This window comes from Fodinibius salinus, assembly GCF_008124865.1.
Lineage (GTDB): Bacteria > Bacteroidota > Rhodothermia > Balneolales > Balneolaceae > Fodinibius > Fodinibius salinus.
Window position 1 is genome coordinate 768,421 of sequence record NZ_VNHY01000001.1, and the last position, 14,991, is coordinate 783,411.

The 14,991-nt window shown below is 43.4% G+C and carries 10 protein-coding genes; 7 read left to right on the plus strand and 3 right to left on the minus strand.

The window, feature by feature from the left end; translation table 11 throughout:
* Nucleotides 1-43 precede the first annotated feature (43 nt).
* The 6 genes from pheT (at nucleotide 44) to LX73_RS03520 (ending at nucleotide 5,379) form a co-directional block, all read left to right on the plus strand.
* The gene (gene pheT, locus LX73_RS03495) at nucleotides 44-2,452 is read left to right on the plus strand and encodes a phenylalanine--tRNA ligase subunit beta (RefSeq protein WP_148898079.1); all 2,409 of its coding nucleotides are present in this window, start codon (nucleotides 44-46) and stop codon (nucleotides 2,450-2,452) included.
* Nucleotides 2,453-2,461: 9 nt separating this feature from the next.
* Nucleotides 2,462-2,728 (plus strand): restriction endonuclease subunit S domain-containing protein, encoded by a 267-nt coding sequence (locus LX73_RS03500; RefSeq protein WP_148898080.1) that lies wholly within the window; start codon nucleotides 2,462-2,464, stop codon nucleotides 2,726-2,728.
* Nucleotides 2,725-3,018 (plus strand): cell division protein ZapA, encoded by a 294-nt coding sequence (locus LX73_RS03505; RefSeq protein ID WP_148898081.1) that lies wholly within the window; start codon nucleotides 2,725-2,727, stop codon nucleotides 3,016-3,018. The genes LX73_RS03500 and LX73_RS03505 overlap by 4 nt, the downstream gene beginning before the upstream one ends.
* A 90-nt stretch (nucleotides 3,019-3,108) precedes the next feature.
* The gene (locus LX73_RS03510; RefSeq protein ID WP_148898082.1) at nucleotides 3,109-3,933 is read left to right on the plus strand and encodes a TIGR00282 family metallophosphoesterase; all 825 of its coding nucleotides are present in this window, start codon (nucleotides 3,109-3,111) and stop codon (nucleotides 3,931-3,933) included.
* A gap of 6 nt (nucleotides 3,934-3,939) precedes the next feature.
* Nucleotides 3,940-4,623: an ABC transporter ATP-binding protein gene (locus tag LX73_RS03515; protein WP_148898083.1), complete on the plus strand. Its 684-nt coding sequence runs from the start codon at nucleotides 3,940-3,942 to the stop codon at nucleotides 4,621-4,623.
* 69 nt (nucleotides 4,624-4,692) lie between these two features.
* Nucleotides 4,693-5,379: a tetratricopeptide repeat protein gene (locus LX73_RS03520; RefSeq protein ID WP_148898084.1), complete on the plus strand. Its 687-nt coding sequence runs from the start codon at nucleotides 4,693-4,695 to the stop codon at nucleotides 5,377-5,379.
* 169 nt (nucleotides 5,380-5,548) lie between these two features.
* On the opposite strand, the gene LX73_RS03525 is transcribed toward LX73_RS03520, so the two are convergent.
* The 3 genes from LX73_RS03525 to LX73_RS03535 all read right to left on the minus strand — a co-directional run bounded on the left by LX73_RS03525 (nucleotide 5,549) and on the right by LX73_RS03535 (nucleotide 13,358).
* Nucleotides 5,549-9,040, minus strand: a complete 3,492-nt coding sequence (locus LX73_RS03525; RefSeq protein WP_148898085.1) for a methylmalonyl-CoA mutase family protein — start codon at nucleotides 9,038-9,040, stop codon at nucleotides 5,549-5,551.
* 112 nt (nucleotides 9,041-9,152) lie between these two features.
* Nucleotides 9,153-11,720: a bifunctional lysylphosphatidylglycerol flippase/synthetase MprF gene (gene mprF / locus LX73_RS03530; protein WP_148898086.1), complete on the minus strand. Its 2,568-nt coding sequence runs from the start codon at nucleotides 11,718-11,720 to the stop codon at nucleotides 9,153-9,155.
* 21 nt (nucleotides 11,721-11,741) lie between these two features.
* Nucleotides 11,742-13,358, minus strand: coding sequence for an Ig-like domain-containing domain (locus tag LX73_RS03535; RefSeq protein ID WP_170245570.1), 1,617 nt, complete (start codon nucleotides 13,356-13,358; stop codon nucleotides 11,742-11,744).
* Nucleotides 13,359-13,558: 200 nt separating this feature from the next.
* On the opposite strand from LX73_RS03535, the gene LX73_RS03540 reads away from it, so the two are divergent.
* Nucleotides 13,559-14,986, plus strand: coding sequence for a nicotinate phosphoribosyltransferase (locus tag LX73_RS03540; protein ID WP_148898088.1), 1,428 nt, complete (start codon nucleotides 13,559-13,561; stop codon nucleotides 14,984-14,986).
* Nucleotides 14,987-14,991 lie beyond the last annotated feature (5 nt).

Below are 14,991 nucleotides of genomic sequence, written 5' to 3' on the forward strand. Positions count from 1 at the left end.
CCGCATCAGCCTACCCGTGTTCCACTTAAATTATTTGTAGCTAATGAAGATTTCATATAACTGGCTTAACGAATTTATCGATCTTGATTTATCGCCTGAAGAGACCGCCGAAAAGCTTACGCTTATTGGGCTTGAAGTAGAAGAGATAACATCCCACGGCAGTCAGCTTGAAGGCGTAGTTGTGGGCGAAATCAATGAAGTAAAGGAGCATTCCAATGCCGACCGGCTGCAAGTCTGTACAGTCGATACAGGCTCTGAGACCGTACAAATTGTCTGTGGAGCTGATAATGTAGCTGCAGGACAAAAAGTACCGGTAGCCACGGTTGGCACTACCTTGCCAATTGAAACCGAAAATGGTGAACCCTTTACCATTCGAGAAGCCAAACTTCGGGGAGAGGAATCCAAAGGGATGATCTGTGCCGAAGATGAGATTGGCATAAGTGATGACCATGAAGGCATTATGGTGCTTGATCAAAATACAGAAGTTGGTATTCCCCTCAATGAAGCTATCGATCTTTATGAGGATTCGGTAATTGAAATTGAAATCACCCCTAACCGTCCGGATGCAACCTGTCACCTGGGCGTGGCACGCGATCTTGCTGCCGCACTGGACTTGGAATTAAACAAACCATTTGATACTGATTTTGATAATCAAGAACCACTCGAAGAAATAAAAATTGATATTAAAGCGCCCAAAAAGTGCCATCGCTATGTGGGCAAAATGGTAAAAGGTATAACCGTCCAGGAATCACCCTCTTGGCTCAAAAACAAATTGCGTGCAATTGGTGTACGTCCCGTTAACAACATCGTTGATATTACTAATTATGTAATGTTTGAACTGGGGCAACCCTTACACGCCTTTGATGCCGATACTATTAAAGGTGACAAAATTATAGTCAAAGATTATGCAGAAGCAATAGAGTTTGAAACACTTGATCATATTGAGCGAACATGCTCACCGGGCACTTTATTTATCTGTGATGCTGAAGAGCCTGTTGCCATCGCAGGCGTGATGGGCGGCGTAGATTCAGAGGTGAGCGATGAAACCGCTAATGTACTTATCGAAAGTGCTTATTTTGATCCCGCAACAACACGAAAGACTGCCAAAGAACAGGTATTGCAAAGCGATGCTTCCTACCGGTTCGAACGGGGCGTTGATCCACAACTGCAGCGTATTGCTGCCGAACGTGCCGCTGAACTTATTGCAGAACTTGGCAACGGTAGTATTGTAGAAAGATGCACAGACCAACATCCGGTAAAGGCAGAGTCCCATGAACTTCGATTGCGTAAATCATACGTTAACCGATTGCTGGGCACTGAATTTTCTATAAACGAAATTGAGGATATATTGGATGGCTTGGAACTCACCACTGTAGAAAAAGACGAGGCCGAAATTGTGTACTCCATCCCTACTTTTCGTCCCGATCTTCAGCGCGAAGTTGATCTTATTGAAGAGGTAGGTCGTCTGTTTGATTATAACAACATTCCAAGTCCTAAACACGGCAAGTTTACTTCTCCCGAACCCCTCACAGAGTGGGAGCAGTTACTCTCTAAGGCGAAAGAAACTGCCAAAAGCCTACAGTTTCGCGAAATCTACTCCAACTCTCTTATGCCCGAAGCAGACGCAGAACTGCTGGGAGACCTGGACTATATGATCCATACTCTAAATCCGATCTCTACGGATATGACAACCTTACGTCCCTCACTGCAATATGGCTTCCTTACTTCTGTTGCCTACAACTTCAATCGGAATATAGATCAACTCCGCTTCTTCGAGGTTGGTAATGTATTCAACAAAGCAGATGAAGGGACTTATCACTCCAATATTAAAGAGGAAACAAACATCCTCTTTGGTTTGGCGGGATTCAAAACAACAGAACACTGGAAAACTGACGCTAAACATTTTGAAGTTTTTGATCTTAAAGCACCTGTTAAAACTTTTCTGGAACAACTGGAAGTTTATGATTCCCTGGAAACAACTGCTACTGATGCAAACGAGCTAAAATACCTGTATGAAGAGCTTGAAGTAGGTAGGATATATAAAATTAGTGATGAGCTGCGCAACCATTACGAAATTGAATATCCTGCATTTGTAGCTGAATTCTCACTTTCACAAATTTATAACATTCGGCAAGAGATTTCACCGCAAAAATATGAACCTGTTTCGAAATTCCCCTCTTTTGAGTTCGATTTTGCTGTTATCGTGGATAGCACTATTACAGCCGGCACACTCTTAAACGATATCGAAGAGACAGCCGGAACATCGCTAAAACACTTAGAAGTATTTGACGTTTTTGAGGATGAATCACTTGGTGAGAATAAAAAAAGTATTGCGTTCCGATTGTCTTTTCTCAATAAAAATAAAACATTGACTATCAACGATGTAGAACCTATAATTAATAAAATTATAAGGGTTCTTGAGAAAAACCATTCAGCTGAACTTCGATCATAATTAGGTGCCGTGCTTTCAAATCAAAGTCCATATCAGGAACAATTTCACAGCTTATTAGATCAGCTGCGGGATGAAATTGATGCGCTGAAAGATGAAATAGAAGAACTGAACGCAGAAAATAAGCAGTTGCGATCTAAGCTCGAAGAAATCAAAGATGGCCAGACGGATATCTATTCAGCCATTTCTGAATCCGAGCGGCTTTCGATGCGACATCAGGTATTGGGACTGATTGCAAAAATTGACAATCATCTTGAGCAAGAAACCGAAGAATCATGAAATCAATTAAAGTAACCATACTGGGCAAACAGTATCCCCTGAAAGTTGATGAGTCTGAAGAAGAGGCTATGCGACGTATAGCGCAGTATGTTGACGAAAAGTTTCGCCAATATAAAAAAGAGCTGAAGAAACAGCCCGATACTACTGTCATGACACTGGCGGCGCTCAGTATTTCAGAAGAACTTTTTGAAGAACGAAAACGAAATCGCGAGCTTAGCCAACAAGAAGATAAGGTATTGAAAGATGTAAATGCCTCACTTGAAGAGTTCATCGACGAGATCAAGAGTTAGCCAATTTCAGTTCTGAGAACATCGTTATTTTCCTTACCTTTATCGCTTCTAAATAATAACAGAGCTTTTATACGCTAATTCTTATAAAGCATGTCAAAAGATCTCATAAATATTCTTTTTATCGGCGATATTGTCGGTGAACCCGGTCTGAGCCTCCTTGACACGATCCTGCCCAGCCTTATTGAAAAACACGAAGCTGATTTCGTAATTGCCAACGGTGAAAATTCGCATAAAGGCAAAGGCATTAACCGGTCAATTATAAAACGGCTTTACGACCTTGGAGTGCATGTTATTACCGGCGGGAACCATTCATTTGCCAAATATAAAGTCTTCGACTACATGAAAGAAGATGGCAACATTCTTCGCCCTATGAATTACCCCAAGGGAAATCCCGGTTATGGCTTCGGGGTTTATGACATCCCTAGTACTGATAAAAAAATTGGCGTATTGAACCTGCAAGGGCGTACTTTTATGCAGCCTATCGATGACCCTTTTACGACGGCAGAATGGGTTTTAGATCGGATGAAGGATGATGGGGCTGATATCTTCTTTATTGATTTCCATGCTGAAGCTACAGCCGAAAAACTAGCAATGGCCTGGGACCTGGACGGCGAAATATCGGTCTTTGTAGGCACTCATACCCATATTCCCACACACGATGCACGAATTTTCCCGCAAGGAATGGGATATATTAGTGATGTAGGCATGACCGGTTCCTTTGACTCTGTACTGGGCATGGATAAAAATACTTCGATGAATCGTTTTAAGCTGGCTACCCCTCACCGCTACCGATTGGCCGAAGGTAACAATCATCTCTGTGGAATTCTTGCAAAGGTGGATACAGAAACGGCAAATTGTGAACATATTGAACCTATCATTTACCCTGCCTTTAATTCCAGCAATCTCGAAAGCTAATCTCTGATGTCTATTATTTTAGAAGGCAACGATATTACTAAAAGGTTCGACAGTAAGTCTGGCAATGAGAAGCTTACTATCCTTAATAGTACCAATATTCAAATTGAAAAAGGCTCTGTTGTTACAGTTGTAGGTGCCAGCGGATGCGGAAAAAGTACGCTTCTGCATATTTTAGGCGGACTGGATCAACCTGATGAAGGAAGCGTATCATGGAACGGACAATCAATTTATGAAATGGATAAAAAGGCACTGGCCGAATTCCGAAACACTAAGCTGGGATTTGTCTTTCAGTTTCATCATCTACTACCAGAGTTTACGGCTCTGGAAAATATTATGATGCCGAGCCTTATTCGTGGAAATACAGCAGATGAAACTGAAAAACGGGCACGGGGTTTGTTAGAAGACTTTGGCATACCCGGTCGTGCTGAACACCGCCCTACTCAACTTTCCGGCGGCGAACAGCAGCGGGTAGCCATGGCACGGGCACTGATCAATAATCCCGATTTAATTTTGGCGGACGAACCTACCGGCAATCTTGATGAAGAAAATACTGAAATACTATTGAAACTACTTTTTGACCTTCGTGAGGAAGAAGACGTCAGTCTGCTTTTAATTACTCATGAGAAGGATATTGCCCGACGTTCTGACATTATTTATGAACTTTCAAAAGGTCAGCTGCACGAACTTTAAATTTTGCTATCAAGCAAAACCAATGATATTTTCATCTACTTCGAAAAACAAGATTAACAAAGTGTTACTATGAGTAAAAAACAGGTAAAAGAGGAATTAGAGCACGATATTCTGCTTGATACATTTTCTAAAGCACAAAGTTTTTATGATCAAAATCGCTCAGCAATAATTGGTGCTGCTGTTGCAATTCTCTTAATAATCGGAGGTTCAATAGGATATTATTATTATACCTCTGCCCAAGAAGCTGAAGCACAGCAGCTAATGACTAACCCAACAAAAGCCTATTTAAACCAAGATTACCAAACGGCATTAACGGGGTCAGAACAGGATTTTACTGTTGGTTTTAAGCAAATTATTGACAACTACAGTATCACTGATGCAGCAAATCTGGCACGATATTATGCTGCCGTTTGTGAATTCAATCTTGGAAATCCCCAAAATGCTTTAACCTATCTTGAAAATTACGAAGTGCCACAAGGGATTATGGGCGTTGGACCTATTTCGTTTCGAGGCGTTGTACTGACGGACATTGGGAATCACAGCCAAGCCGCTGATACCTATGTGAAAGCTGCCGAGTGGAATGTGAATGATGCCACGACCCCTTACAATTATCTTGAAGCAGCTAAGGCTTTTCAAAAAGCCGGTAATAATGCCAAAGCAAAAGAATATGCTCAAAAAGTTATATCTGAGTACAGTAACAGCTCACAAGTTGCTGATGCCCAGAAAGTGCTGGGAATGCTGGCAACTGCTAAGTAAGGATTATTGTATAGCCTAAAAATTTCTCAGGAGATCAAAAATCGTTTGAAGATCTATCATCATAACGATCAGACTGAGACAAACCCTACTCCACCGAAATAGCTTAGGCTATATAGGCTGAACAAACACCCGATCCACGATGACAGGATAGGTTGGCAAACTTATCCTGTTACATATTTCTGCGATACTGCCCACCGACTTCATAAAGCGCATCAGAGATTTCTCCCAGTGAAGCAACTTTCACCGTTTCCATAAGCTCTTTAAAGGTATTTCCATTTTCGCGCGCCACTTTTTTGAGCCGTGCTATTGCTTCTTCAGACTCATCCTTATTTCGCTCCCAGAACGCCTCCAGGCTTTCAATCTGCTGCTCTTTTTCTTCTTTGGTAGAGCGAATCAGGTCAACGTCTTTCTCTTCTTCCTGTTCTTCGGCATCCTCATTGATGAAGGTATTAACGCCGATAATTGGTTTTTCTCCACTGTGCTTTTTGGATTCGTAATGCAGGCTTTCATCCTGAATTTTGCCCCGCTGGTACATATTTTCCATTGCTCCAAGCACACCGCCGCGCTCAGTCAGGCGGTCAAATTCAGTGAGAATGGCTTCTTCAACCAAATCCGTTAGCTCTTCAATAAAATAGGAACCCTGGTTAATATTTTCATTTTTAGCAGGCCCCATCTCCTTGTTGATAATCAGCTGTATGGCCAATGCACGCCGTACAGACTCTTCGGTAGGCGTGGTGATAGCCTCATCATATGCATTGGTATGCAACGAGTTACAATTGTCATAAATCGCCATCAGCGCCTGTAGGGTCGTTCGAATATCATTAAATTGAATGTCTTGAGCGTGTAGCGAGCGACCGCTTGTTTGAATATGATATTTTAGTTTTTGAGAACGTCTATTGGCACCGTACTTCTCGCGCATAGCCACTGCCCAGATGCGTCGCGCCACTCTTCCGATTACTGCATACTCGGGATCAAGTCCATTGCTGAAAAAGAATGACAAGTTGTGTGCAAAAGTGTCAATATCCATTCCACGGGACAGATAATACTCCACATAAGTAAAGCCATTGGCCAAGGTAAAAGCAGCCTGTGTAATGGGATTTGCACCTGCCTCAGCAATATGGTAACCCGATATTGATACCGAATAGTAATTACGCACCTTGTGATCCGTAAAGTACTGCTGGATATCACCCATCATCTTCAAGGCAAATTCAGTAGAAAAAATACAGGTATTTTGCGCCTGGTCTTCTTTCAAGATATCGGCCTGTACTGTGCCCCGTACTACCGACATCGCCTCCTCTTTAATACGGTTATAGGTCTCTTCGTCAACGAGCTGGTCGCCGGTAATACCAAGCAAACCCAATCCGAACTCATCGTTATTTTCAGGCAGTTCAGCATTATATTCCGGAGCTTCTACCCCCTTTTCATCGAAATATTCTTTTATCTTCTTCTTAGCTTCTTCCCACTCTCCGTTTTCTTTTAGATAACGTTCAACTTCCTGATCAATAGCCGTATTCATAAACATCGCCAAGATCATGGGAGCCGGACCGTTAATGGTCATAGAAACAGATGTCTTTCGAGAGGTAAGCTCAAAACCCGAATACAATTTCTTCATGTCATCAAGTGTACAAATGCTGACACCTGAATTCCCAACTTTCCCATAAATATCGGGGCGATGATCAGGATCTTCACCGTACAGCGTCACTGAATCAAAAGCTGTAGAAAGTCGAGCTGCCGGCATACCTTCACTCAAATAGTGGAACCGTTTGTTGGTCCGCTCGGGTGTACCTTCACCGGCAAACATCCGTGTTGGATCTTCGCCTTCGCGCTTAAATTCAAAGACCCCGGCCGTAAAAGGATAGTAGCCGGGTAAGTTTTCTTTGAGTGCAAACTTCAGCTGCTCTCCTTTATGGTCAGTTTTGGGAAGAGCAACTCGGGGAATATCCAATCCACTAAGCGATTCACGAAACATTTTGTTCTTAAATGTCTTGTCCCGCACCTGTACTTCCACATACTCTTGCCGGTACTCTTCGTACAGATCGTCCCATTCTTCCAAGATTTTCTTGCAGCGGGCATCCAGCTTGTCTGCCCAGTGTTCTTCCATGCTTTCGAGTGTACCTTCCATGTCCTCCTGATTATCCGGTGACCACTGTTCCAGCTGGTCAAGTGTCCCCGATACCTGATCAAGCTTAGCGGCTATTTCTGACTGTCTTTCAGCCCATTCATGATAATCACGTATGGACTCGGATATTTCTGACAGATATCGCTTACGCTTTCCGGGAATGATGGCTTGAGCCTGTATATCCTCAGCAGGTTCGGGACTGGTATAAAGCTGTGTCTCCCAACTCAAGCTGTAGTGCGAATTGACTGTATCTACCAAGGATTTAAATAGCCTGTTTACCCCCTCATCATTAAATTGAGCGGCAATAGTAGGATATACCGGCATCTGGTCAGGATCTGCGTTCCACGCCCCTCGATTACGCTTCATCTGTTTACGCACATCACGGAGCGCATCCAATGACCCTTTCTTTTCAAACTTATTGAGCACAACGATTTCAGCCAGATCCAGCATATTAATTTTTTCCAGCTGGGTAGCCGCACCGTACTCGCTGGTCATAACATACAGGGGGATATCCGTGATGTTGACAATTTCAGTATCGCTTTGACCAATACCGCTGGTCTCCACAATAACCAAGTCAAAACCGGCGGTCTTACAAACTTCAATAGCTCCTTTTATAGACTTACTTGTTGTTCTATTACTTGCACGTGTAGCAAGACTGCGCATAAATACTCGCTCGGGATCCAGACTATTCATACGAATCCGATCTCCCAGCAATGCACCACCAGTACGGACCTTGGAGGGATCAATAGAAATGATCGCAATATTCATGTCCTCAAACTCAGTCAGAAATCGGCGGACAAGCTCATCGGTCAGCGAACTTTTGCCCGCCCCACCGGTACCGGTAATCCCAATAAGAGGAATAGGATGGCCATTTTTTCGGGATTCAATCAAATTGCCATCACCATCAAAAAGCTGATCGTCATCAAAAGAAATGATCTCATCGTGGTCGTTTTCAAGAGCAGAGATACAGCGTGCAAGCGTCTTGGGATTACGATCAGTAATTTCACGTGCATTTACTGATTCAACATCTGCTGTGTCGAAATCACATTTCTCAAGCATATAGTTGATCATCCCCTGCAGCCCCATTTCGCTACCGTCTTCGACGGAGAAAATGCGCGACACTCCTGCCTCGTGCAGTTCTTTAATCTCGTCTTCCACAATCACTCCGCCACCGCCGCCAAACACGTTGATGTGAGAGGCACCTCGCTCATCCAGCAGCTCAATCATATATTTAAAATACTCCATGTGTCCGCCCTGATATGAGCTTACTGCGATACCCTGTACATCTTCCTGAATAGCACAATCAACAATCTCTTGCACCGAACGGTTATGCCCCAGGTGAATAACCTCAGCTCCGCTACTCTGCAAAATGCGCCGCATGATATTAATGCTGGCATCATGACCATCAAAAAGACTTGCTGCAGTCACAAAGCGAATATTATGCTCCGACTCATAGACCTCTGGAGTGGCAGAACTTCCTGTGCTGGTATCGTTATCCGTAGCAGCTTTTGTTGTTTGAGAAGTAGTTGAATCGTCAGACATGGTAAAATCTTTTGAGGGTGATAATTCTCACTCTTTAATGTACAAAATTTGAGCCATTTTTTTCAGCCATCTGTAAGTGGTTTGCCGATGCTGTTTTATATAACCGACTTACTCAAAACTTTCGCTCATCACTGTTAATCACCAGCTTCGAAAATCCGCCGGAAACTACATTAGTAAGGTTAGATATAATACGAGGAAGGGCTAAACCACCGGGACAAACTAAATATTTGGACTGCCAATTGGGATTAAACTGATTTTTGTACGCGCGTACTTTCTTAAACCCATAAAAGTTTTCGCCGTATCTATATACCAAGCTGGCCAAGTTACTCCATCCCGGGGAAAAATCATGCATCTCCATCCCCGATAGTGGTGCCATACCCAAATTAAAGTGCTGATATCCTTCGGCCTTGCCCCATTGCATTATATTAACAAGCAGATAGTCGACAATACCATGGCCAATATTGGGATCATACCGAAACAAATCAGTTGCCAACTCGTGGCGGTCTGCACTGCCTATGAGATTTGAAAACGCCAATATCTCGCCATCTTTTTGTACTGTAGCAATCGGAAAATGCTGCAAAAACTGCTCGTCAAATCGTCCCACAGAAAAGCCGACGTCCTCCCTGTTTTGGGCATCCAAACATGCATCAGAGATCATTTTAAGTTCAGACATTTTTTCCCGTAATGAAGCCCCGGATAGTATTTGATACTCAAAACCTGAATCTTTAAAATCCGAATAATTTCTTACAACTGTATCTGCAGTATCGTTTTGATAATCAAAAGTATGCAATGGAATTTGAGCCTGTTCCCCCAACTTAAATAAGGTCAGTCCCAGGTCAATATAATAGTCCAGCAAACGATCGTCCGTCAGATAAAAAACGGGATGCCACCCTTTTTGTATACAAGTGTCATAAAACGCCCAAATCATATCTTCATCTTTTTCTTCCGGTCCCACAGGGTCACCAAGCGTAATGCGGCACTGCCCCTCCGACTTATACATGATAAAAGCATCATTGGAACCGTTAATAAACAATTCTTTATCCCCCAATAATACCAGCTGGGAAAGAGAAGAGTGACTTTTTTGGGCGATATCTGATGCTATCTGTAGCTGTTCCTCATCCGGCTTTGGCTTTTGCTTCGGACTTGGTTTCAGCAGCTTTGCTAATCCCATAAGAACAGCAAACCCCATGGCAGCAACGGTAGCCCGCAAATAGCGGGGAGCGTCTCCCATCAGGCTAAACTTCCACCACAGTTCTTGCTGGTACTCCACGTTTCGGTATGAGAAAACCCCCAGCCACACCGCAGCAACTAGTACCATAAGGATGAGCGTAAGCCACCGTGCCGAAAATTTTTGATCAACGATAGATGCTTTTCGGTGAAACTCATCCCGACATGGGATAAGCCCAACCAACATTACAGCCAGTATGGATGCTTCCTCATAATCAGCTCCCTTAAGAAGAGTAAAGATAATCCCGAAAACCAGTAACCCTATGGTAATGTGATAGGCCCCATCGATACGGCGCTGCAGTGCACTGGCCAATACCAACATAGCAGCCCCTACCAAGCTGGCTAAAAAGTGGGACATTTCAATAACCGGAAGAGGTACAAAGTGTTGTAACCACTGTATGCGGGGTACCTCGGACGGTACGGCTCCAGAAAACAATAGGATAGCACCACCAATAAATATCGAAAAACTCATTACCTGTGGTATCACTCGAGGCACCCAGCTGGTCGCCTTATCTTTAAACCGCTGTACGCGATGTCGATTCACCAAATATTCTTGGTATGCCAACACCACCAAGGCGCCCAATAATGGAAGGATATAATAAATAATACGATATACAACCAGGATACTCAGTACCTGTGAGCCCGGCATAAAATTAGAAAGATACAACAACATGACAGACTCAAATACGCCCAGTCCGCCGGGCACCTGGCTAAATAATCCTATAATCTGAGCCAGCATAAACACACCCAAAAACCCGAAAAAGTTAATCCCCACATCCGGCAGCAGCACAAACAAGACAGAAGCCATCAACAGCCAGTCTACCGAGGCAATAGCAACTTGTTTAAGCGCCAGTGTTAAATCAGGAAAAGTAAACGACCAATTTCTAAACGTCAGCTCTTTGGTAAATTTAGCACTGGCCCATACGTATCCAACGACCATCACCAGCAGTATGCCGCCCAATACCCGCAGTGAAACAAAGGGGACAACTACATCCGCGGGTAAGTCGGGTGTAGCCAGAAGCAACGCCAACCCCGCTACAGTACAGAATCCTATCCATAAGGTAAAAGCGCTGAATGCCACAATTTGAGTTACCTGCATGCCCGAAAACCCCCAGGCCGAGTAAATACGATAACGAATAGATCCGCCGGTAATTAATGCCAGTCCAATATTATGGCTAAAGGCATAGCCAACATAACCGGCCCGCACGATCTTACTGGTCTCCAGTGATTCACCAATATAATCAACACCAAGCGCATCATATCCCGTAAGCAACAAATAACTAAAAAAACAAAGTACTAATGAAAGTAATATATACAGATTGGGAATTTGGTGGAGCTGCGCCATAATTTCGGCAAGCTCATATTCCTGTAGCTTTTGGTCTAAGAACCAGAGAGCTACACAAAAAAAGATGATGCTAATAAAAGGAGTTAGCTTTTTAAGTACCTTCTTCATCGACAGTAAAAATTCTAAAAACTATTGGAAGATGATCGTCAAATCGCCGGTCATTTTTTTTCGAACCGGTACCTTTTGCTGTATAAAATATGGTTCGGGTGCTTCAAATGGATCTACCTGCCCAAAATCCCATTTATTATTTCCATTCAAATCACGATATGCAACTACTTTATAATTTAGAGGAGGCAAACGGTCTATCTCTACTTGCCCGTCAAAAAGGCTGTCGCGCCTGATATTTGACTCCTCATTGACAATTTGTACCTCTACATCCTTGAGCGTAGAATCCTGGGTCACAATATTTAATGTTCCCATCTGCGTATCGTGCCAAAATTTGGGACTTAACTTTCGGTAATCCTTTATAATAGGATCCCAGACACGAACCTCATAATTAACACCTTCTTTCCATCCCTCCTTGGCACTGAGCTGTAATTTATTTCGCCGCACCTTAACCCCCGACCAATTCTTCGCCTCTTTGTTACCCTCTATAACAACCAGCGAATCAGTTATCACAGCGTTTTTAATAGGTTTTGCATATGTAACTTTAATCGTGTCATCAGGGAAATAGCCCGACACATTATTTCGTTCGATTATTCGCTGCTGCGTAGTATCTTTCTGTGCGGAACCGGTAAAAGAATTTGAAACTTCAGTCAGCTGATTATCAAAACCATCGACAATACCACGGACATCAAGATCATAAGTTGTGGAGGGGGATAAAGCATTTTTACTATGAGCAAATAATACAAACTGTTCATCGGGTTTAATATATAAAGGGTATCCGCCCCCTACTTTTGTACCCGTGGAATCCGTTACAGCAATACGAGTACTATCGGTGAGCCTGATATTTTCACTGAATCGCAACCGTAATCGCTGAGATGAAAACAAGCCTACCCCCTGTAACGAAGGATTCGTTGTATCAACAGGGGTTTTAAAAATAGCAGCAATGGTATCGGTTTCTGCTTTATCCAATGAGAAAAACTCTTTACCAAATGGCTGGGCCCGCTCCTGCTCCCGATCCCAAATTTTATTGCGATTGCGATCATTAACCCAAAAGGCTTTATATCGTCCCTGCCGCAGATACGAAAACTGAAACTGTCCCGAAGTATCAGTAGAAGCAATATAGTTTGCCTGCTCACTTAAATCTACCGGCTCTCGATACAACAGGATTCGCTCACCATCCCTTCCCTTTCCGGTCTGGGCGTTGAGCACCCGACCAATTAAACTTCCCTCATCAATTTCGGGCCCCGTGGATACCGCCACTTTATAAGGCTCAGCCATGCTGTTGCCCTTTACGTCTTTGAACTCTGTATTAACTGTCAAAATTAAGGTAGTAGAATCCGGTAAAGCCTCATCAAATTCTACAGCCACAGATTTTCGTCCCCAGTCCAGCTCATAATTAATGCCTATTCCCGGCTCTATTACGATGGCCTGCTGAAGTGAGGAACGTTCAACAAACTCCGAAAAGTGCAGGATAATCCGTTGCTTATCAAAATTTGTGGTTCCTGTTTCTGGTTCAGTCCTTACAATTTTTGGTCCCTCTTCATCGGGCGGCCCACCTGTAGGTGACGAGGGCGTTGCACAACTAAAAACAACCAATAAAACTGACGCAGTGGCAAGGCCAAGTAATCTGCAATGTCTCACAAACGTAAAGATATCCTTCGGTTAAATTTTGGAACATAAAATACAAATTTTTTATCCCTCATTTTATTTTTATTGGATTGCAACAAATCCTTCTTTTCTATGAGACATCCTGCAGCTCACCGTAAATCCAAAAGAACGTTTCAATCTTCACCTATGTATTATGTATCTTACCAAATAATATTTTGAGACAATATATCCCAATGAATCGGCAACATACCTACAACCACACACTTTTTGAACGCCCTGCCCTGTACACTGATTTCTATGAACTTACCATGGCCCAGGGATACTTTCTATCCGGACGCAAAGATGATCAAGCTTGTTTCGATTATTTTTTCAGAGACCTGCCCTTCGATGGCGGATATGTAGTGTTTGCAGGCCTTTCTGACCTGTTGCAAATACTGGATGGATTCCAATTCTACGAAGATGAACTTTCATATTTATCCGAACAGGGATTTAAGCCAGAATTCCTGAACTTTCTCAGAGATTTTCGGCTCAATGTTACTATTCATGCCGCCAAAGAAGGCGAAATTATATTTCCCCAAGAACCCGCACTACGGGTTGAAGGATCAATAATCCATACCCAGATTCTTGAAACCCTGCTGCTAAATATCCTGAATTTTGAATCGCTTATTGCCACCAAGGCTTTTCGGATGAAGTATGCAGCCGGTGATAAAAAAGTGCTTGATTTCGGATTGCGCCGCGCACAAGGATTCGGAGGCATACAGGCCAGCAAAGCTGCTGCTATCGGCGGCATTGAGGCAACCTCCAACGTCTATTCAGCTTTCACGCAAGGACTTACCCCCAGTGGTACAATGGCACACTCCTGGATTCAGTCCTTCGAAGATGAACATACTGCTTTCCGAAAATATGCCCGGTATTATCCCGACAACTGCATCTTACTGGTTGATACCTATGATACCCTCAACAGCGGCATACCCAACGCCATAAAAGTGGCAAAAGAGCTTGAGGAACAAGGACATAAGATGAAAGGCATCCGACTGGACAGCGGAGACCTAGCCTACTACTCCCGCAAAGCGCGGGCACAGCTCGACGAAGCAGGATTAGACTACGTAAAAATTGCTGTATCCAATCAGCTTGATGAGCGGCTTATCCAAAGCCTACTCAACCAGCGTGCCCCTATTGACCTGTTTGGCGTAGGCACACGCTTGGTTACCGGTCACGATACCCCTGCCCTGGATGGGGTGTACAAACTGGCGGCCGTCAACAAGCAGCCCAAGCTAAAGATTTCTGAAAATATTGAAAAAACCACCCTGCCCGGGCGTAAAAAAGTACTTCGGTACAGCAATGCAAGCGATACCTTTTTGGGCGATGGTATTGTACTTGCTCATGAAGAGGATCCTGCCATCATTTATCATCCCCATTATCCGGCCAAGCATACCGATGTAACTGAAATTCAGTCTGAACCTCTGCTCCAACCTTTTATCCGAAATGGAGAGCTGCTCAATACTCCTCCTTCGGTGGCCGAAAGCGCAAGCTACGCCCGACAGCGGTTTGAGCGACTTAATGCCGAACATAAACGGTTCGAAAATCCTCATATCTACAAGATAGGTATTAGCAAAAAGCTGATGGACTTACGCGATAATCTTTCACAAAAAGTTAAATAAATAGA